Source organism: Mesorhizobium sp. M0276, from assembly GCF_040321755.1.
Taxonomy (GTDB): Bacteria; Pseudomonadota; Alphaproteobacteria; order Rhizobiales; family Rhizobiaceae; genus Mesorhizobium.
Map to the genome: position 1 here is coordinate 17,339 of NZ_JAMYSC010000042.1, position 19,406 is coordinate 36,744.

Sequence of the window (19,406 nt, forward strand, 5' to 3'; positions counted from 1 at the left end):
AGGATTACCAGCCGTAGGGGAATGCAGGGGTGTTACCCTGCCAAGCGCCGCTGTCGGTCTCTACGTTCGTCTTCGATTGTAGCACGAACGACGAGAACAGATGGTGATTCTGATGGCGGCTCGATTCGCAGGGCTGCCCAGGGCCGCTTGCAATCAACGGTAGCGGCCCCTGAACGAGCAAGTAACGCCATTTCGAGACATTCGGATTTCCCACAACGGAGCATCTGCCGCTCCAAGGTCATGACGCTAGATGCTCTCTCCGCCAGATCACCTGACAAAATTGAAATTACAGCCGAAGAGGGAAAATGAAGCGCCGCACCCCACGCTTCACCCCACATTTTTCATGGACGCTACTGGACCTTGCCGGATTTCTGTAGCCTTCCCCACCGAGATAGTTCGCGACAGCGTTCCTCACGTTAGTTTTCCAAAACCAATCAAGGTGGCGTCGAGAGATCCTGCCGGGTGCTGCTCTTTCTGCTGGGTGGTTGAGCGGGAACGTCTAAATTATTTTCCAACCGGAAGTTTCAGAGCTTGCCGGTTGGATTCGGGCTTCACTCCACCACGTCGCGCCGCCAGCAGTCGGCAGATCTGGTTCACCGTCTGGCGCGGCTGGAGCCGTCGTCGGAGCCATACGATCTCGTGGCGCTGATCGAGAGTGAGCCATTTCGGGACAACCCGACATTCGAGCTAAGCAGAAGCATAGTCCTCACTAGTCACGGCTATTCCTGGAATTGCGCCCACCTTCTATTGATCAAAGGCCGGACCAAAGTCTTATTCTATCGACGCAAAGGTCCGATGGAACCGCATTGGTTCCGGGAACGATCCCTGGATGTTCTGCATTGTTAGCCGATACTTACTTAGAGAACCTGCGGGGACTGACTATATTTTAGCTCAGGCTAAACGATCCCGCCTTTCCCGAATTTAAGGGCGGCGATAGGAGAAATGTTGTTCAGACTTCTGCAGGTCGGCGCGCGACCATATGAGCCGGGCGGCACACGCGATGAAAAGCTACCGGCCTGCAAACGCCCCCATTTTCGCCGTTCATCGACAAACAGACATGCCCCTGGACGATCCTTGGCGGTCGAGCGCGTCATGTCGGGTGCGCTTAGCTGGTGCTGCCGGAGGAAGGCCTCGCTTGAAGGCTCACATGCACCGGATGCGGGCGTAATGGACCACATGGGGGATCTCAGCGCGGGCAGCGGCCAATCCCGAATTTGCCTAAACGCGAACTAAAGAAACATGCCGTAATGCTAATGGTTGCCGCTCAACCGTCCGTGAGAAACGTATGTCAGCTTTGCGAACCTCAAAGGCAGTCCAAGACAGCGAACCGGCAAGGGAGGAGACTGTCGGCCCGTCCGATGAGCTGTTGCGGAAAAGGATTCGACTGCTCGAGGCAGTCGTCGACAATGTTCCCAGAGGCATATCGCTCTTTGACGATGATCTGCGGATCGTTCTTTGCAATGAACAGCAAAAATCGATGCTGGACTATCCGCCGGAGCTTTTTGCAGATGGCTTTCCAAATATGGAGGACTTGTTTCGGTTCAATGCCGAAAGGGGGGAATACGGTCCGGATTGCGTAGAGACCATATCACATCGCGCCTTGAACTGGCCAAACAGCGTACGGCGCACAGCTACCTCGTACGAGGCCGAATGGCATGGGGATGGAGGTTCGTGGCGTTCCGCTCATGAGCGGCGGTTTTGTAACCACCTATCTGGACGTTACCGAGCAGCGGCGTCGCGGCGCGTTCAGCTTTTATGAAAGTGGTGCAGAACACGGCGCGGACGTATAGCACGCGGACTGAATTTTCGGGAAACTGATGGAGCGGCACTTTTGAGACGCGACGGATGTTGCGCCTCTTCAGGATTCGACATGATTTTTGTCGAGGTATCAAGCTCGCCGACCGCTACTTTATCGGGCGGGCGACGTCGTCATGTGCTGGCCGATGCGCCTCTCGGAAATCGATACTGAACGGAGCCGCAAAGCGCCGCGTTTCGCCAACCAACCAATCACGCGCTCCGCCGACCATTACGATGAGAACGACGGCGGCTCCGAGGCCGGCTTTGTCCGACACGCGTCCACAATGCACCGCGTTCGCCACGCGCTGAGTTCCTGCCTGCACCGCGCCGCCGGGATGCCCGACGGGATTACGTTGCCGAGGGAATAGCTTTGCGCTCTGAAGACTGCGCTCGGTGCAACAGTACCCGATTTCGGCCCGATTGCTTCGCCAAGTATAGTGCAGCATCCGCTTGACGCTGTAATTGCTCCGGCGAAATGGCCTCTTCAGACGCTTGAACCGCTACTCCGATGCTAAGGGTGACGCGGTGTGATAAACGTGATCCGGGGTTGGGCAAACCGGCGTCCTCAACGCTCTTGCGAATTCTCTCGGCCACGGAGACCGCCTCATCCTCACTCACTGCAGGCAGGAGCACCAGGAACTCTTCGCCGCCATAGCGGGCCACTTGATCGCGATCCCGCCTGACGTTCTCCTGGATGATGTTCGCGACCTCAACCAGACATCGGTCGCCCTCGGCATGGCCGAGGTGATCATTCAGCTTCTTGAAGAAGTCTATATCGCACATCAGCATTGCCGCGCCATCCAGGCACCGCTTGTCACTTCCCCACAAATGGTCAAGCGTTTCGGTCATCCAACGCCGGTTGGCGATGCCTGTGAGCGGATCGGTCTTCGCCAGGAGTTCCAGACGATCATTGGCTTTTGCCAGTTCCGCGACCCTGCGCTTGTCGCGAAGCTCAAACAGGAAAGTCTTTTGAGCCAGAATTGTCATGACGCGACGCGCGGCGACGGTTGCGAAAATGCCGCTGGCGAAAAACAGGGTCGCCGCCACGGCGCTTCCAAAGCCAATGGCCGGATTCTGCAGTTGAAAAGCCAGATAAATACTGAGCGCCAAGGCGGCAATGGTCACCGTCCAGGCCAGCGGGATGCCGAAGATGATAATGGAAGTAATCGCCACGAAGAGCATGATGTTCAAATGGCGTTCGTAGAATTCGCCGCCGGCGGTAACGCCGACCAGGGCAACCGACAACAAGATGAGGAACATGCCTGCGATCAGCGACGCCCCCTGTATCCAGGGCGTCTGCGGCTTTCGCCAGAGAAGGACGACGGCCACCGCGACAGGCGGAAGGATCACGCCAGGCAATAGCATGGAATCCGCGATAGCGGCTGGAAGCATCAGCATGTTGAGGGCCATGGTCAGCACATCCAACAAAGCTACCCAGACCATCCAGGCGCGGATGGTCTTCGCCGTCTGCGACCAGATGCGTTCTCGGAACAGGCGGTTTATCTCGCCCTTGAGGCGAATTTCGCGCGTGCGACGCGCTAGCAGGCGGTCCACTTCGCTGGTCAAGGCAGGGTCTTCCTGCATGTCAAGATTCACCAGATGTGACACAATAGTTGGGCCTAAGCTCTTCTCCTGAAATATCCATCCGACCGGTCGCGGACGTCCGAATGAGCAAGCATGCCTGCTCATCCTGAAGATTTGATTGCTTGAGAGCGGATTTCGTAGCGCCAGGAACCATTCCGTCGGGGGTGGCTCGGCGTGTAGTCACATGCTTCGAAAACCCCGCGCACGGTCAAGGCAGAACGCTATTGCCGAAATGATGCGCGCGTTAGATCGGTGCGGAAATCCTCCGCCGGACAAGCTGCTCTGTTACGAGTGATGTACGTCGAGTCGGAAACCGTTGCCACAACATGTGATGATGACGCGCAGAAATATGCTCTCAGGTATCGGTGGTTTTGCAGCTCTGGGGTTGACCGGGGCTGCGGCCGCGCAAGCAACGTCGGCAGACAAACAAGGATGAACGGAATTGCAAATCACACGAGCCGGTCATCAGACCTAATACGTGACCGTGACCACCACTGTATCCGTATAGACGCCGGCCGAGGGCGTCGTCTGCGGAGGCACGCGGCCATAGACAGTCAGGTTCTGTACCGCACCGCTGCCGGTCCCCGCCACAGTGCTTCCCGGTGTCGCTGCGTCTCCCCAGGGCTGGGTTCGCGCAGCGTCCTTGTAAAGGCCATAGGTGACGGTTTCGGCGCCTTTCGACATCTTGCGCGCTGTTGGCGGCGATGCCGTAGTGCCACCGCTCAAGGAGACGGTATAAGTGGTAGCCGGGGTGCAGGTGACCGATACCTGGCCGCTCGAGTCGATATCTGCGTCGAGAATTCCGACAGCACCGAAATCGACGTTGTGAGTGGCGACCAGGCAGTTTGCCGCAACGGTGGCGGTCACGTTGAAACTTGGCCGCGAGATCGTGCCCGTTCCGGTGCCGCAGGAACTGGACTTGGTGTATCGGTATCGGAATTCAACATTGCTGCCGGAGAAAGCGGAGAGATAGCTTCCAGGGGGCGCTGTCGGTTGGCTGCCAAGAACGGCGCCGTATATGGTTGCGGTCCCGGTGCCGGTTCCCAATGCGTTCAGCGTCAGGGCAAGTGCCGGGGCACGGTCCGGAAATCCCCAGGAGTAGGTGCCCCAAACGACGCTGCGAGCCGAATCGGAATAGAGCTGATAATTGAGGATGTTCGATCCGCTGAGCATTTGGCGCGCGGCCGCCGTCGCACCGCCGCTGCCCGCGCCCAGATTTGGACATATCAGGATGCGGGCCAACGGCGTGCCGCTGCAGGTGACGCTCATGGTCCCGGTTGAATTCGTTTGCGCGCCGGAAAGTGTGTCGATGAAACCGAAACTCTGGTCCGACACACCAAAGCTGCAGCTTTGCGACCAGGCGGTGCCGGGCAGCAGCATTACCACTGCGACGACGAGATTCCGGAAGTTGGACAGTTTCACGAACACACTGCGTTCCTGATCACGACCTGCTGGCCAGTTGCTGGTTTTAAAGTGAATTCGGCGCGGCACGTGCTGCCGTCAGCCCGCTCGACGACAACTGCGTTGTGAGAAGCAAGCCCGCGAACGTATGCCTCACCGTCATAGCCGATCACAAATTCCTCGGTGGCGCCGTCCAGCTTGCCTTTCAGACCGGCCTCGAGTGCCGCGCCGCTGCTATCGACAAAGGTGACAAGTGCTGCCGCCGGCGTCTCCGATACCCCGAATTTGACCACCACCCCACTGCGGTCGGCTGGAACGATCGTTTCCTTGGTGGCCGGAACGTCGGCATCGACCGGCAGGTTCTTCGGATCAATCGAGATGATGTTGGCTTCATAGGAATTGAGATCGGGCACAAGAATACGGCCACGACTGTCCGTCTTGCCAACGGGCCTGTTCTGACGCGCAACCTCCACATTCGGCGTGCCGACATCGACGACAGCAAAAGCGTCGTCGATGCGGTTGGACGCAAATACGCTGCCACCTGCTACTGCGATGGCGCCGTCCATCTGCGCTGTCACGCGGACATCCTTGTCGTATTGTTGGACGCCTGCTTCGAAGCGCGCGAACGGAGCGCGGTAGCTGAGTGCGGCAGATCGATTGGGAACATCCCCTTCCGACGTTCGCGCGCGCCAGCCGATGCTGCCATTCTCAAGCCGCTCTGCCTTGGCGACGTCGGCGACGACATTCATGCCATCAGGGCCTTGTTCGACCCCGGTTGAGGCGGTGATGCCGTCATCGAACGCGACCGAGATACCGGCGAACACACCAAAACTCTTGCGGTCTTCAAGATCCGTGAATGCTGTTGCGTAGAGCGTGCTGCGCGTGAACACTTGCTGGCTGTAGGAGAGGCCGACGATTTGGCTGCGTTGGCCTGCGGCGTCCTTGAGATGGGTGTAGGATAGATTGAGGCTCGACAGATCGAGCGGCATCGGCACTGACAGCGTTGCCTGATCGATCGCGCGCGGAACGCCGGGACTGAAGATCGGAAGACCATCCGGTCCCGAGAATTCGGGTTCGGCAGTGACCGACGCGATGTCCTCGTAGTCGCCGAATGCTCTTTGAACCCTGCCGTACAGCGACCAACCTTCGTAGCTGAGTTCCAGCGATGCGTTCACCAGCGACCCGGTGTCTCCGCCATGGTGGCTTCCCGCGACGCGACCGAGGCGGCGCCATATGAGCCGAGCGGGAAGGCGACACCCAATCCGCCGTTGAGCAGGTCTTGACCGCCCTCGAAATGGCCCTCGAGCGTCAGCCAGTTGTTCAGCCCGTAGCGGACGGTGGCGACGCCCATGGCATGCTGGTCGTAGTCGTTGGATTCGACCCCGAAATTCCGCCTTGGCATTCCTGCCTCGGCCGAAAAATCGAGCAGGCCTTCTCGCAAGAGCATACTGGATGCGTAGAACGGAAGCGTCGCCGTGGTTTCCCGGCCAAGACTGTCTCGCAGCACCACGCGCGCCTCCCCGGCTCCCGTGAACACCGGCAGGTTGACGACCTGGAATGGTCCTGCCGCCACGTCGCCCGCATAGGTGCGCACGTTTTGGGTATAGACCTCCAAGGTCGAAGGCACGGCGGCGGTGCCCTCAAACGAGGGGAGCGGAAGGGTGACCAGATCCGAACGAAGGGAAAAATTGCGCTGTGCCTGGATGCCGCCGAGATAGACAGCCCGCGTCCAGGCCAAGCCGCCAGAAACGAAATCTCCCGCCCTGTAGGTGACCAGGCGCTCGGGATCGGAATAACTCCAGGTGGTGTTCAGCCGGGTGAAGTCCTGGAGCTCCCCGTCGGAATAGCCGCGGCGCCGCGGCATCTATTGGAGGCAGTGGCGGTGTCGATGCCGGCGCGGGTGCCTCCATCGGTGGCTCGAGTGGTATCAACGCAGGGGCGGGCGCATCGATCGGCGGCAGCGGTGGCGTCAACGCTGGCCTCGGCGCCTCGGTCGGCGGTTCCAGCGGCATCAATGCTGGCGCTGGCGCAACATTGGTCGGGTCGAGCGGCGTGACCGCCGGACTGGGAGCGACAGTTGGAGACACAAGGGGGATCGGCGTCGGTGCCAAAGTGAGCGTAGGCGACGGCAAAAATACCGGTCTAGGAGTGAGCCTTGGAACGAACCCAAATAGTCTGTCCAACCCAAGCAATCCCTCCAAGGCGAGCACCGTCAGCCCGCCCAGTGTCGTCGCCGACATGTCGGGCAGCCAGCTGACGCGGATGAAGAAGCGCTGCGTCGACGTGCTCGGCAGCGCCGGCACTTATGATCGCGACCTGCGTCAGCTCTGTCTGCTGATCGCGCGCCGCTAGGCTGCTGGAGCCACCGGAGCAGAAGTGTTGAACCAGCCGTGAGGCTGCTGTAGCCAAACTCTCCTGGACACCGGCCAGTCAGAAAGCCCGCCACGGCGGGCCGAGCTTGCTGCCATATTAGCTTGCATGGCAATGTCCGCGCACCTTTGGCTTTGGTTTGGGCTTAAGGCCGCTGTGGTGCTGCTGGACTCTAGGTGAGACTCGCCCGGAAATGACTGGCTAAACCAAATGTCGGTAGCGTAAAAAGGGCAATGCCTTCCCTCCGACTCGTACTGGAATACGCTGGAATCATGGCGCTGATCGCGGCGGCGCTGTGGGTCATGGTGCGTTATTGGCCTGAATATATGTTTTGAGCGGCAGTAGCCTCAGGCTGTTAGCCGAGATCTAGAGAGCGCCTGCGGCGGGGGCCCAGGATGGGAGATAAATCCACCGATCCCGACGCCGAGGCTGGATTGAATGACGTGAAATGTATGGACCGTGCCTGGGACCGCCTGGGCTGCACCCGGTTCACCATTCTTGAACATCTTCTCTCCTAGGTTCTGCCGGTGATGGCCTTGTGCATGGTGCGTCTTCTTGCCACCGCGCATCTTCGGATAGCGCTTCATGACGCACCAGAAGACGCCTTGGGCGGCGTCGACCACCAGCCCGTATATCTTGGCGAAGAACTTCGGGTGGATGTCGCCGTCGAGCAGGCGCTGGGCGAAGCGCGGAAAGCCATCGGTGAGGCCGCAGCGCTTGCTGTAGAGTTTGCCGACCTTGATGACGACATCGGGAGCGTCAGTGTGGACGAAGGCCTTGGAGAAGGCGGAACGCGCCGCTGCCGATCTGGTGGCATTCTTGAGCGCGTAGTGCTGAAGGAGGCGTGGCAGCGGGCATGGTTGATCTGCTTGCGCATGGTGGTGCTCTCCGGGGTGATGAATTGAAAAGGAGTCCCTTTAGGGACGCCCTGGTGCTCCACTTCTCGCGCGAGCAGCTCGGCCGGCATTGGCTGGATCAAGTTAAGGGTCGTTACAGACCCTCATTCAGCGAGGATTGTGACCACGCGCCGCCGCCGGGATTAGCATCGAGCATCATACTCGTCATGAGGACGGACCCAATCGCCAAGCGTATGGGACGGCCCGTTTTCATTGCGGCCGAACGGGGTCAGGTCGATATAGCTGTATGTACCGATCAGGTTCTCGCCGCCACGTCATCGCACGTGGAAAGTGCAATAAATCTCGCCATCGCCATCTTTGCAGAAAACGGTCGCTCCAGCGCGATCTCTCCCTGTCATCGCGACCTCTTCAAAATTGAACAACACCTTCCCCGAGGCGATCTGATCCTCCGTGAACGATACCTGGAAGTCGAAATTGAAATCGCTGCCGAATGACGACACCCAATCGAACTGCCAATTCATCCGCGCCTTGAAATCCAGCAATTCGGTAAGAGGAGCGCGCGAGCACACGACGAGGGAGACATCGTGATGCATCAAATGCTGGTTGGCGGCCCTCGCAATCGCCCACAGTTATCTCCCGCTCGCGGCCATATCAGCTGGGACAATACGCTGCCAGTTCAACGGCGGACAGCTCGGCCGGATATGTTTTCGCTAGTCGGGCAAATCGCCTCGCTTTGGCTTTTCATTATCCAAAGCGGACAGCTTGCGCGTGGCCTCGTCAACTGCCACGCCAACCAGCGCGTCGAACTCCGGCACAGCCTCAATGTGACCGCCCGATGAGACGGACCTTCGGATCTGAAGCAGGAGAAACCTAGCATCGCGCAGGACGACGGACAGATCGTTATTGCCCATGGCTCGCCTCATCGCAGGACTAGTCGAGAGGCCGTCCGCGGGCCATCTTACCCAATGTACGCTACTTCGCAAGAGATTTGTCGGAAACGTACAGAACTCGACAAGGTACAACGAGCTTCAGTCGATTTGGTTGCAGCCGCTGATTGCCCGCCATGCGACTCAGGTGGCGAGGATCAGGTGATCCTGGCTTTCGCGTCGCTGAGGTTCTTGTTCTTGAGCATATAGAGCATGTGGTTGGCCTCCTCGAGCGCCTCCGCCAAACCGACAAGCGAGACACCTCCCAGCCCTATGTCCCGCCGCCGTCCCTGGACGACGACCCAGAGTATCCAGCGCTTGGCGCCCGATGGGTCAACAATCAGATAAAGTCCATTTCCATCAGTGTATCTGCCGGGAGATAGCTTCTGCTTGAGCTGGAGAGCGCTAAGTTGCTTTTCCTGGGTGCTGGCCCTGGGGCTTTATCGAAGATCTCGAACTCGCCCCACAACGTAGACGGATTTGGTTGAACCTCAATCGACATCGCTGGACAGTTGAAACTTCATAACCATCTGTTTTGATCGAAAAACAGGACTGTCCCTGGCCACCGCATTGGCGGGCGCTCTCTCCGTCGCTTAGCAATACCTGCTGCGCGCTGGAAAATTGGAGGCGGCTGCGGTCGACTGAAACGCGGAGATATTTAAGAGGCTTTCGACCCTTCTTAGTGCTTCCAGCGGCAAAGGCGCTCACAGCTAGCTAATTTCATCAGGTATGAAGTCGCCTGTTTGGCGTTTCCACAAGCGCGCAAACGTTTCTCCCAACAGTGCGACAAATGACGCCTCGAACTGGGCGAGGCGGTCAGAACGTCAGAACCGTTGCCGTGGCAACTCAGACCTAGGTCCAGTCATTACGTGGACTAAGGTCCAGGGGAGGAACATTTTGAATTCAATCAAGTTCGGCGGGGCGGGGCAACGCACTCCATAGGAGCATTGAAACATGAGAACCAATTTCAAGATCGCCGCTGCTGCGGTTCTGCTGCTTGCCGGCGTCGGCGCAGTTGCAGCTCAGGACGTTGTGATCACGCCTGAACAGGACACGGTCGTAAGGGAATATGTTAAGAAGCAGCCGCTCGCTTCTGTGAAGGTTCCCGGTGTCGAACTCAATGTGGGTACGGCTCTGCCCGAAACCGTCGAGGTTCACGAAATCCCCAATGTCAAATATCACTATGCTGTGATCGACAACCGAACCGTCCTTGTGGATCCGGGAACCCGAAAAATTGTGAAGGTCTACGATTGACGAACACGTAGCGCAACGTAGCACTCCTTACCCTTCCTGATTGGCCCGTCACCGCTTCTAAGGTGGCGGGCTGCGGGCTTTGACACTCGGCCAGGACGAGGCACGCTGCAGGCGTGTTTCGACACCCCTGCAAAGTCGGCTTGACGAAACATTAGTGATCTCTAACTATTCGTGCTGCGGCAGACGATGCTAACCCCATCGTTGCTGAAGATCGGGATCTTCACCGGGCTCCCGATCGGCCCGCGCTTCCTGCAAGCGGCGCGGGCTTTGCTCTCGCATAGGAGATGCGATGCCCGACAAGCCGGGTCAGTCGGACTACCCGATCTTCTTGCCTTTCAGATGCCAGGCGTCGCTTGCGACTTGGAACGATGCTTTCACTTGCTCGAACATCAGCGAAGCTAATCGTCCTGCCGGGACCGCTATTGGGCTCGGCTGGCTGAACCACCCATGTGATTTCGGCAAGCGCATCAGGCACGCAAAGCTTCAGTGCACCAAGATGACCAAGTCTGGTGGCCTACCGGCTGTCGTTGAAGTCTCACCTTTGCTGACCTACATGCGCGGTGCGTCGGATGTTTCCTCCCATCGTCCGGCGCGTTCCCCTCTGGAGGTCTTTGACCTTCATACTTGGCCGGACCTTTGGTCCGGCCTTTTTCTTGCGCGCGAGAAACGGGCAAACTGACGACTACGCCCAGCGCTGATTGGGCGGTCTCGCTGCCAGGATTGTGCAGTCTGCGTTGCCACTTCACCGGTGAAATGAGAACCATGATGACAGGCTGTCAAGCCCATGGCTTATCTTCGCCAGCCCGGCATGCGGAAGACTGATCCATGGCCGTTTTCTCGACCTGCCATTCTTCCCGCTCATTCGAAGGCAACGACAATTCGCCGCCCGCCTTTGCCGATATTTCCAAGTGTTCTGGAAGAATTGACTATGCTGGCTTGTCGAAGACCATAGGCAAACCACGTTTCGACGCCATCTCGACCACCAGTTCTTCGATTGCTTGATCGGAAAGGCGGGTCTGGAGTGTCGTACGAATCCGCTTGACCAGTTCATGCACCGGCAAAGGCGCGAGATCCTCGGCATCATCGAGGAACCGACTGACTTCGATCACAACGTCCGCATCGATGTCGCCCGGCAAATCTCGCATATGTTATCTCCGTTCAACGCAAATATTGCCGTCTTCCTGGCGGTTGTCGAGTCAGGCAGATGAACATCGGTTGTTTCCCATGGCGGCAGGACTCGGCGCTCTGCTTCGTCTGCACAAATCCCGGTCTCAGCTTCGTCTGCACAAATCCCGATCTCACTGTGCGACGGCGTGAGGCTCTGCTTCCCCAGTCACTCTGGGAGCCATTGAGGCTAATATCATCTGGACCTCAGTCGCTGCGTAGGATTTTCGCTTCTAACGCCGCTGAAACAAAGGCCCGTCTCGCTACCGGCGTCCGGGCTTCACCACGCAGAACCTGAAGGCATGCATCCATAGCCAGTTTTCTCTTCTTCGTCTGATGAGGGAAACTCCGCAGCAGGATCGTGGCTGCGTCGTTCACATCGAATACGACGCGCTCACCGTCATGCCGGCCAATTTGCACCACCACGGGCCGGACGAACCTGCTCGACATGCAATTACTCTCTCAGTTCCGACTTCGATCCCGGTCTTCGCGTATCATGACGTCGCGTCAATTCATACATGTATGGCTAAACTCGAAGAGAACTTGCAGTTGCTCAATCTCAACACAAATTGCCTGTGCAATTTCAGCAAGCCGCCATATCTCGGTGGGTTCCGGTTTTCTTGTGGACAGCGGATTCCGGAAGGTGAAGCGGCGCTGGTCCCGTGGGCGCACTTCCTGAAGCCCAAGCCTTCCCCTGGCTGTCAGCCCTGACGTGGCCGCTGCCGCAATTGCCGGAGCTTCTGGGGCACGCGATCCGAGAGAGGAAGAGTGGGTGGAGGTTCGGGAGAGAGTCTCCCGGCGCCCGTCGAGGAGTGACAGCCATGACCCCGATGGAAATTCACACGCCCAAGCTAACGAGCGGGCCGGTTACAAGGTCGACGTCGGACGCTACCGCGTAGTCGGAAGCTTTCAGACTGGCTTTTCCAGGCCATCATTGCGCTCGGTAGGCTGCTTTAGAGCGTTTCAGCCTCCAAACGGCCACAACTTGTCCCGTTCCACCGGATGAACAGCGCATTCTGCCTATGAAGTCCTTGGCCGTCTTCAAAACGCCAAAGTCTCGCAGCTAGCGTTGCAAGCTACCGCTTTCGTCGGCCCACGCTCTTCGCCAAGGGCGGTGGGGGCTCTACAGGGGAGCATGCGGGTGGTCGGCCATGTTGCCAGAGCAAATCCTGCGCAGCTTTAATCACGGCCTTTCGGTTGTTGCCGTATTTTAGGATCAACTCCCAAGCCAGGTCCGTAGTCAAACCGTTCTTTGAAGCGAAATATCCGACCTGATGGTCGTGAATGGCACCATGCCAGAGCTTGTCATCGCCCATTCGAGCCTCCACTCTGTTCTGTTTGAGCTACGAGCGCCAGGATTCGCCCCCTCGCTGCTAAGCTATCGGCATATTAGCAATAGCTCAACTAAGACTGAAGTCCTGATGTTTATGCCGCGACGAACCGCTTCATCGAGCACGGCGATTGCCTGCCAACCGGACATGGTCAGGATTGCCGTTGCATGCGGAACTCAATCGAACGGCGGAAGGATCTCCAGGCGTGGTCTCGACATCATCGATCGACAGGTCGACCTCCGCCAAGCCTGGGCAAAGCCTTGAAGCCGATCGTTGAAATCAGGCGTCGATCGTGCGCTTGCCCGCGGGCAGGTGGAGATCGGCGGCCGTCGAATCGCTTGAAACCATGGGAGATGCGGAACCTCTTGCGAAGCCGCGCCGAACGAACAGAAGCTGCTTCGCGAAGAGACCGAACTGGTCTCGCTGTCGTTGCGGCTGCTTTTACAGAACTCAGCACGCTGCCGCGCTGTGAATAATCGCGCAACGCGACTCCGTGGACCAGCGGTCGCGAAAGGCGGCTCAAGCAGCCAGACAACAAAACGCAGTCGCACCCTACGACAAAACTCGAGGTGGCCTCGAGGTTTGACTTGGTGGCGGCGCAAGATTATTGTATTAGATAATTGTAATGTTAATCGGGCGCGAGGGATGCCAGAGGGGAAAAACGGCGAAGCCCCGTTATTGCTGGCGGCCTAGCGTGTCCTCGCACCCCAAACCAGGGGATGACAACGCCGTGCCCGCTGCATGGCTGCACGCTCTTCTCTATGGATCGAGGAAGCGTTGCAGGTGCGTCCAGGAGGTTAGAATCGGTAAAATGACCCTAATGGGCAGGGGCCCTTACGAGCCGCTGTGCGACCCCAGCGGAGAATGGCTGGTTTGGGATGCCGTACGAGAGAACGTGGCCGAGTTCGACGGCTATGTTTTTCTGGGCCTCACACCGAGAGAGGCGCTGAGGTTCTCGACGGTGTTGAACAATATGATAAGGCCTTCGACCAGCGGGGGTTCACGATCCCGCCCCGCACAGCCGGCGTGAGGTGTTTGTTATCAGGCGGGATCGTGCAGAGGGCTCCGCGAACAGCGGCTCGCTCGGCATCGTCAGGTACGGAGCACGGGGGCGGCTCGAGCAATCGTCGGAAAACCGCATCCGCCGCTGTCCAGCGTCACTTCGCTAAGCCTTGCTCGCGCGTTTATGTGGCTGAAACGGCTGGTCGAATCTCACCAGCAATAATACGGCGGAAGAGCCACAGAACGCCGGCATTGTGTCAAAGACCGAGTTCCAGTTCGACCACCGTCTGACGCTATTGTCTATCGCGGACCACAAACCATTCACCGAATCCTTCGCAACATGTCTTAACGCGCGTGAGGGGGTTCGCCCGATCGGGGCTTTCATGAAGCTGGTGACGCAAGTTCGAGCCTGACGTTTAACCAATCGGCTGCCGCCGCGCCTGAAATGAATGCACGTCGACTATGCGCGTCAAGATAGAGGGGCTTCGGGCCTCAGCGAATTCTTCTTGAGTAGCCTTCTTTGACCCTTTGGGTCTCGTTCTCGGCGTTGCCAATGATCGCAACGCCCAATCTCGGCCGTGTAGATCCGCTTTGCCGTTCCTGAAAGCTGACGTCGCAGGCGAGCGTGTTGGAGGTCATGGTGGTGCCACTTGCGGACTCCGCCAGTGTTGGCGCGAAGGTCGCGTCTCGACCCCATCTCGGATTTGCCCGGCAGGATCGATCGGCAGGCCAGAAAGGCCGGGCATTCGAGAAGCCGTGCTCTGCCTTGGCGCCCTCTCGCCACTGCCGCGTTGGCGTGAGCCGCAGTTCGAGATCCATCGCTCGGCCGAGTTCTCACATGATGCTCATGCCGCCATCGATTAGCATTTCAGAACCGACCATGAAGCGGCATTCGTCGGATGCCAGAAACACCACCGCATTGGCAATTTCCTCGGCCGTCCCAAAACGGCCGGCCGGGACCATCCCGACGACAGCGTTCGCCCGCGCCTTCGTTTCCGCGGGACCGAGACCAAGCTTGTCGTTGAGCGGCGTGTCTATCGGGCCCGGGCTGATCACATTGGCGCGGATGCCGCGCCCTATCAGCTCACCGGAGAGCGTTCGCGCCAACGAAATCATTCCGGCTTTTGCCAACGAATAGACGTGCGTTCCAGCCATTCCCATGTGTGCGTTGACGGAGCCGCTGAGAATGATTGATGCCGGATTCGAAAAGAGCGGGACCAAGGCCTTGACCAGGAAGTAAGGTCCTTTCAGATCGATGGCAACGCTCCGGTCAAAGGCCGCCTCGCTCCAGTCGGCAAGCGGACGCAAGTCAACGATGCCAGCGTTGACGAAGACAGCATCGAGCTTGCCGAATGCCGCTCCCAGCTGTCGGGCGATATCATCCTGGGCGGCAACGCTGCCCGCATCGGCAGCGATGATGAGCACATTGTCGCCGAGAGTCTTGCGGGCTTCGTCCAGACGGCCCTCGTTGGTGCCGGTGATCGCAACGCGAGCACCCTCCTCGAGAAAGCGGCGTGCTGTTGCGAGCCCGATGCCGCTGGTGCCGCCGGTGATCAGCGTAGCTTTGTTCCGCAGTCTGGGCATGACGGAGTTCCTCATACGGTCGCCCCCCACCCGGGGGGCTTCTAAACTACAGTCGCGTTCAGCATTACGCGTTCAACAGGACAGCAGCCATCCTTGGCCAAATAAAAAATCGCGGGACCCAACGAGATGAGTGACAACATTCCAGCTGTCATGACGAGCCGGACGTCCGTGCAATATCGCTGGACGGTGCCAATTCTGAAGAGCGTCTTATGGGCTTCCCACTTCGAACCAGAGTCTGATAGGCGGCGAGCAGCGCTGCGTAGCCGCGACGAGGCGTGGGCGCCGACGCGCTGGGCCATGCCGCCGGAAAGCTGCCGGGGAAAGGCGTCGGCGAATTAGGCGAGACCGACGAGCGCGATGTAGAAGCGGGCCTTCTCCTCGGCATCCAGTTTCGCGACGCCCCGCACCTCGAGACCGAAGCCGACGTTGCCGAGTACGGTCAGCCAAGGCAACAGACGCGGTTCCTGGAAGATCACCGCCCGCTCGGCGCCGACACCATCGATCGGCTTGCTGTCGATCGCGACACGGCCACTGTCGGCGGCTTCCGATAAAGCGCGAGGGGATAACTGAGATGCCAACCCGACTGGCGCACGGGCTTAAGGTTGAACCGACCAAGAGCCGGTGTCCGCTGAAGCCGAAGGCGTGGAACAGGCCCGGCGTTGCGACCATCGTCCATACGTGTCAATCCGATGTTGGGGGTCTTTCACGAAGTCGAGTCACCAGCGGGAGGGACAGCACACAGAGTGCCGCCATCATGAGGAACCCGGGCGGGCCATACGCTCCATAAAGCTGACCTGACACCCAAACGAGGCCCGCGGTGGCCAGCCCCGGGCCGATCGCGTAAAAGGCCTGCGCAGTGGCGGCAAGATGTGCGGGCACACTGCTGGCGATAACACGCATACAGGCAAGATGCAGCAGTGCGAACGTAATGCCGTGAAGCGGCTGCACGAGCGCAAGCATCCAAATCGTCGCCGTTTCCGCTTCCACGACCCAGCGAAGGATTCCGGCCACCACGGCCAGAGCAGCGGCCCCGGCCACCCCAAGCCGGCGCAGCAGGATCGGCCCGACCACAACGAACACCACTACCTCCGCTGCGACGGCTTCCGACCAAAGTATGCTGCTCGCCACCGTTCCGACCCCGGCCGCTGTCCAGCGGATGACCGAGAAGGTGTCATGCATGGCATGGCTGCCATAGATCAGCGCCGCAATCAGGACGATGCGCCGGAAAATCGCAAGACCGAGCAGCTCGCGCAGCCCGCCGATTGCGCTTTGCCCGATAGGGTCCGCTGCCCGCTCGGCGCCGGTGTCTGATTCCGGCACCAGCGCGGCGGCAGCCAACGCGCCGGCGAGCAGCGCGGCGTACATCCATATGATCGCACCCAGTTCCAAAACTCCGAGCACCTGGCCTGCCGCGAGAGTGCCAGCAACGAAGGCTGCTGATGCCGCACCCCGCACCCAACCATACTCAAAAACCGGATCGCGCACCGATGCGCGCGCCGCAAGGGCGTCGGCGAGGGTTGTGATCGGTGCCAGGCCGGCTGACTGGGCCAGATAGACGATCAACAGAAGGAAGAGGCCTTGCACGGCAGCCAGCCCAAGCGTCGCCGCCACCGCGATCCCGATGCAGACCGCCAGGGTGATGCGCAGGGCGCCGAGAAGGTCTGCTATTCGATTGGCGAGCGGTCCGGCAATCAGCCGGGCTGCGTTGCCTAGCCCGAACAGAACGCCCAGCTCTTCAGGTGTTAGACCGCGCGCCTCAAAATACCGTGGCCAGAACGGGGACGCTGTCCCGAATGCAGCATACATTGCAGCATAGAGCGCTAAAAACGCCAGCAGCGGGCGAAGGCGTGCCATGCCAAAGTTCTGCCACGAACGCGCATCGCGTTACAGGGGGATTGGGATCTGCAGAATGATGCTTCCTGTGCGAATGGGGACCTCGGCGTTGATGATCCGATCCGCGATCATCACCCGCGACAAGCGTATTGCCGCGCCCACGCTGCTTGCCGCCGCCGCCCCACCACGCTCTCTCTTAGCTCGCCTCCATGCCGTGCGCCGACATCGCCCAAATGGCAGCCGGAAATGAGGAGGGCGGTCTCCAGCACCATCGCCTCGACGCATTCCTGCTTGGGGTAGAGGTAGGAGGTGACGATTGCAATTTGGCAGGGGCATCGGCGTTGTTGCCCGGGCGACGATGGGATCATCGTCTTCGCGAGCGCTGTCGGTCGCACGACGTTATTCCTTTACCGCGCCCGTCATTGAGGAAACGTAGTACTCGACAAAGAATGAATAGAGCACCACCACTGGCAGCGAGCCGATCAGCGCACCTGCCATCAGCGCGCCCCACTCATAGACGTCGGAACGAACCAGCTCGGTGAGCACGCCGACCGGTACCGTCTTCTTTTCCGACGATTGAATGAAGGTCAGCGCGTAAATAAACTCGTTCCAGGATAGCGTGAAGGCGAAGATGCCGGCCGAAATCAGGCCGGGTACTGACAGCGGCAGCACGATCTTGGTGAGGATCTGCCAGCGGCTCGCGCCGTCGATCAGAGCGCATTCTTCCAGTTCGAACGGGATCGAGCGGAAATAGCCCATCAGCAGCCAGGTGCAGAACGGGACGAGGAAGGTGGGGTAGGTGAGGATCAACGCGAACGGTGTGTCATAGAGGCCGAGGTTGAACACCATCAGCGACAACGGGATGAATAGGATCGAAGGCGGTACAAGATAGGCCAGGAACACTGCGAGGCCGACCTGGCGCGCGCCCGAAAATCTCAGGCGTTCGATCGCATAAGCCGCCAGCACCGCTGCCAACAGCGACAGGAAAGTGGCGGCGGTCGAGATGATGATCGTGTTGAGCAGCCAGCCAGGATAGGAGGTCTCGAACAGCAGATAGCGTATGTGCTGCAATGTCGGATGAACCACCCAGAACGGATTGTGGTTCGCATAGTCGGTCATCTCGGCATTCGGCTTAATCGCCGTGATCGTCATCCAGTAGAAGGGGAACAGGAGCACGATCATGAACACCAGTAGCGGCAGATAGACCGTCACCACCCGGCGCGGCAGGCTTTGCAGGTAGCCCATGCCGCCTTCGTCGGTGTCAATGCGCTCGGCTTGCTTGATCGCGGCCATGTCAGTCTCCGCCGCCTTGCTGCCATCTGCGCCGTTGCAAGCCGAAATAGCTGAACAGGATCGCCGCCAGCAGGAAGGGGATCATGGCGACGGCGATTGCCGCGCCTTCGCCGAGCTGGCCTCCGGCAATGCCGCGCTGGAAGGATAATGTCGCCATCAGATGGGTAGCATTTACCGGGCCGCCACGAGTGAGCACATAGATCAGTTGGAAATCGGTGAAGGTGAACAATACTGAGAAAGTCATAGTGATGGCGATGATCGGCGTCAGCAGCGGCAGGGTCACGTGGCGGAACAATTGCCAGCGGCTGGCGCCGTCGAGGGTGGCGGCCTCATAGAGCGATTGCGGGATGGTCTGCAGGCCGGCGAGCAGAGTGATTGCGACGAATGGAATGCCGCGCCAGACATTGGCGGCTATGACCGAGGCGCGGGCATTGGTCGGGTCGCCGAGGAAGTTGATGCGATGGTCGATCAGTCCCATCTGCTGCAGCGCCCAGGACAGGATCGAGAACTGCGAATCGTAGATCCACCAGAAGGCGATCGCCGAAAGCACCGTCGGCACCACCCAGGGCAGCAGCACCACCGCGCGAAAGAACGACTTGAAGGGAAGGTTCTGGTTGAGGATGAGCGCCAGCCAGAGCCCGAGCACGAACTTCAGGATCGAGGCGCTGACCGTGTAGAGCAGCGTGTTGAAGACCGAGAGCCAAAAGACGCTGTCGCTCCACAGATATTCATAATTCTCGATGCCTATGAAGATGCCGGGGCGGCCGATGCGCGCATCGGTGAAACCGAGCCAGACGCCGAGCCCGAGCGGGTAGGTCAGGAAAACCAGCAGCAGCGCCGCCGCCGGCAGCATGAAGCCGAAGCCGAGGACATTGCGGCTTTCGGCCAGACGCGACAGGATCGACGGGCGCGGCCGAACCGCAGCGGAATTCACGGCCATGGGTGGCTCCTCGTGAAGTCTGGTTGCATGGCGGTGCAAGCCGCCGCCGAAACCGAGCCGGGCAGCGCGG

General features: G+C 59.4%; 13 protein-coding genes and 6 pseudogenes. 6 read left to right on the forward strand and 13 right to left on the reverse strand.

Going from position 1 to position 19,406, the window contains the following annotated elements:
- Nucleotides 1–1,285 precede the first annotated feature (1,285 nt).
- Together NKJ01_RS26760 and NKJ01_RS26765 are read left to right on the forward strand one after the other, a co-directional pair.
- A pseudogene (locus NKJ01_RS26760) lies at nucleotides 1,286–1,606 on the forward strand (PAS-domain containing protein); the annotation flags it as partial.
- A 37-nt stretch (nucleotides 1,607–1,643) separates the two neighbouring features.
- Nucleotides 1,644–1,790: pseudogene (locus tag NKJ01_RS26765) on the forward strand (PAS-domain containing protein); the annotation flags it as partial.
- Nucleotides 1,791–2,145: 355 nt separating this feature from the next.
- On the opposite strand, the gene NKJ01_RS26770 reads toward NKJ01_RS26765, so the two are convergent.
- From NKJ01_RS26770 to NKJ01_RS26780, 3 genes and pseudogenes are all read right to left on the reverse strand, one after another.
- Entirely contained in the window at nucleotides 2,146–3,381 is a 1,236-nt protein-coding gene (locus tag NKJ01_RS26770) for a GGDEF domain-containing protein (RefSeq protein ID WP_352732587.1), read from the reverse strand.
- Between the two features lie 471 nt (nucleotides 3,382–3,852).
- A complete protein-coding gene (locus NKJ01_RS26775) occupies nucleotides 3,853–4,761 on the reverse strand; it encodes a Csu type fimbrial protein (RefSeq protein WP_352732650.1) in 909 nt (302 codons plus the stop codon).
- 38 nt (nucleotides 4,762–4,799) lie between these two features.
- Nucleotides 4,800–6,631 (reverse strand): annotated as a pseudogene (locus tag NKJ01_RS26780) (fimbria/pilus outer membrane usher protein); the annotation flags it as partial.
- Between the two features lie 299 nt (nucleotides 6,632–6,930).
- Between NKJ01_RS26780 and NKJ01_RS26785 the strand changes: the two are divergent.
- Nucleotides 6,931–7,134, forward strand: coding sequence for a hypothetical protein (locus NKJ01_RS26785; RefSeq protein ID WP_352732590.1), 204 nt, complete (start codon nucleotides 6,931–6,933; stop codon nucleotides 7,132–7,134).
- A 560-nt stretch (nucleotides 7,135–7,694) separates the two neighbouring features.
- A complete protein-coding gene (locus NKJ01_RS26790) occupies nucleotides 7,695–8,057 on the forward strand; it encodes a hypothetical protein (RefSeq protein WP_352732593.1) in 363 nt (120 codons plus the stop codon).
- Nucleotides 8,058–8,191: 134 nt separating this feature from the next.
- Here NKJ01_RS26790 and NKJ01_RS26795 read toward each other — a convergent pair.
- From NKJ01_RS26795 to NKJ01_RS26805, 3 genes and pseudogenes are all read right to left on the reverse strand, one after another.
- Nucleotides 8,192–8,617 (reverse strand): annotated as a pseudogene (locus NKJ01_RS26795) (DUF899 family protein); the annotation flags it as partial.
- 102 nt (nucleotides 8,618–8,719) lie between these two features.
- Entirely contained in the window at nucleotides 8,720–8,920 is a 201-nt protein-coding gene (locus NKJ01_RS26800) for a hypothetical protein (RefSeq protein WP_023761775.1), read from the reverse strand.
- A gap of 173 nt (nucleotides 8,921–9,093) precedes the next feature.
- A pseudogene (locus tag NKJ01_RS26805) lies at nucleotides 9,094–9,285 on the reverse strand (Arm DNA-binding domain-containing protein); the annotation flags it as partial.
- 604 nt (nucleotides 9,286–9,889) lie between these two features.
- Here NKJ01_RS26805 and NKJ01_RS26810 point away from each other — a divergent pair.
- Together NKJ01_RS26810 and NKJ01_RS26815 are read left to right on the forward strand one after the other, a co-directional pair.
- The gene (locus tag NKJ01_RS26810) at nucleotides 9,890–10,189 is read left to right on the forward strand and encodes a DUF1236 domain-containing protein (protein WP_352732595.1); all 300 of its coding nucleotides are present in this window, start codon (nucleotides 9,890–9,892) and stop codon (nucleotides 10,187–10,189) included.
- 289 nt (nucleotides 10,190–10,478) lie between these two features.
- Complete coding sequence (locus NKJ01_RS26815) at nucleotides 10,479–10,868, forward strand: hypothetical protein (protein WP_352604547.1); 390 nt, start codon at nucleotides 10,479–10,481, stop codon at nucleotides 10,866–10,868.
- Nucleotides 10,869–11,115: 247 nt separating this feature from the next.
- Here NKJ01_RS26815 and NKJ01_RS26820 read toward each other — a convergent pair whose 3' ends face one another.
- The 7 genes and pseudogenes from NKJ01_RS26820 to NKJ01_RS26850 all read right to left on the reverse strand — a co-directional run bounded on the left by NKJ01_RS26820 (nucleotide 11,116) and on the right by NKJ01_RS26850 (nucleotide 19,336).
- Nucleotides 11,116–11,334 (reverse strand): hypothetical protein, encoded by a 219-nt coding sequence (locus NKJ01_RS26820; protein ID WP_352486264.1) that lies wholly within the window; start codon nucleotides 11,332–11,334, stop codon nucleotides 11,116–11,118.
- Between the two features lie 226 nt (nucleotides 11,335–11,560).
- Nucleotides 11,561–11,803, reverse strand: coding sequence for a DUF982 domain-containing protein (locus NKJ01_RS26825; protein WP_352486265.1), 243 nt, complete (start codon nucleotides 11,801–11,803; stop codon nucleotides 11,561–11,563).
- Between the two features lie 2,717 nt (nucleotides 11,804–14,520).
- On the reverse strand, nucleotides 14,521–15,270 hold the full coding sequence (locus NKJ01_RS26830; protein ID WP_352604543.1) for an SDR family oxidoreductase: 750 nt from the start codon (nucleotides 15,268–15,270) through the stop codon (nucleotides 14,521–14,523).
- 338 nt (nucleotides 15,271–15,608) lie between these two features.
- Nucleotides 15,609–15,815, reverse strand: a pseudogene (locus NKJ01_RS26835) (ABC transporter ATP-binding protein); the annotation flags it as partial.
- Nucleotides 15,816–15,951: 136 nt separating this feature from the next.
- Complete coding sequence (locus NKJ01_RS26840; protein WP_352732599.1) at nucleotides 15,952–17,124, reverse strand: MFS transporter; 1,173 nt, start codon at nucleotides 17,122–17,124, stop codon at nucleotides 15,952–15,954.
- 378 nt (nucleotides 17,125–17,502) lie between these two features.
- The gene (locus NKJ01_RS26845; protein ID WP_023761782.1) at nucleotides 17,503–18,396 is read right to left on the reverse strand and encodes a carbohydrate ABC transporter permease; all 894 of its coding nucleotides are present in this window, start codon (nucleotides 18,394–18,396) and stop codon (nucleotides 17,503–17,505) included.
- A gap of 1 nt (nucleotide 18,397) precedes the next feature.
- Complete coding sequence (locus NKJ01_RS26850) at nucleotides 18,398–19,336, reverse strand: carbohydrate ABC transporter permease (protein ID WP_023761783.1); 939 nt, start codon at nucleotides 19,334–19,336, stop codon at nucleotides 18,398–18,400.
- Nucleotides 19,337–19,406: the final 70 nt, after the last annotated feature.

Bases quoted from the DNA above. Each gene is read 5' to 3' on its own strand.
- NKJ01_RS26810 (WP_352732595.1), top strand. From the start codon at position 9,890: ATGAGAACCAATTTCAAGATCGCCGCTGCTGCGGTTCTGCTGCTTGCC.
- NKJ01_RS26815 (WP_352604547.1), top strand. From the start codon at position 10,479: ATGCCCGACAAGCCGGGTCAGTCGGACTACCCGATCTTCTTGCCTTTC.
- NKJ01_RS26845 (WP_023761782.1), bottom strand. From the start codon at position 18,396: ATGGCCGCGATCAAGCAAGCCGAGCGCATTGACACCGACGAAGGCGGC.
- NKJ01_RS26825 (WP_352486265.1), bottom strand. From the start codon at position 11,803: ATGTCGAGCAGGTTCGTCCGGCCCGTGGTGGTGCAAATTGGCCGGCAT.
- NKJ01_RS26850 (WP_023761783.1), bottom strand. From the start codon at position 19,336: ATGGCCGTGAATTCCGCTGCGGTTCGGCCGCGCCCGTCGATCCTGTCG.
- NKJ01_RS26790 (WP_352732593.1), top strand. From the start codon at position 7,695: ATGGTGCGTCTTCTTGCCACCGCGCATCTTCGGATAGCGCTTCATGAC.
- NKJ01_RS26820 (WP_352486264.1), bottom strand. From the start codon at position 11,334: ATGCGAGATTTGCCGGGCGACATCGATGCGGACGTTGTGATCGAAGTC.
- NKJ01_RS26800 (WP_023761775.1), bottom strand. From the start codon at position 8,920: ATGGGCAATAACGATCTGTCCGTCGTCCTGCGCGATGCTAGGTTTCTC.
- NKJ01_RS26770 (WP_352732587.1), bottom strand. From the start codon at position 3,381: ATGCAGGAAGACCCTGCCTTGACCAGCGAAGTGGACCGCCTGCTAGCG.
- NKJ01_RS26775 (WP_352732650.1), bottom strand. From the start codon at position 4,761: ATGCTGCTGCCCGGCACCGCCTGGTCGCAAAGCTGCAGCTTTGGTGTG.
- NKJ01_RS26830 (WP_352604543.1), bottom strand. From the start codon at position 15,270: ATGCCCAGACTGCGGAACAAAGCTACGCTGATCACCGGCGGCACCAGC.
- NKJ01_RS26840 (WP_352732599.1), bottom strand. From the start codon at position 17,124: ATGGCACGCCTTCGCCCGCTGCTGGCGTTTTTAGCGCTCTATGCTGCA.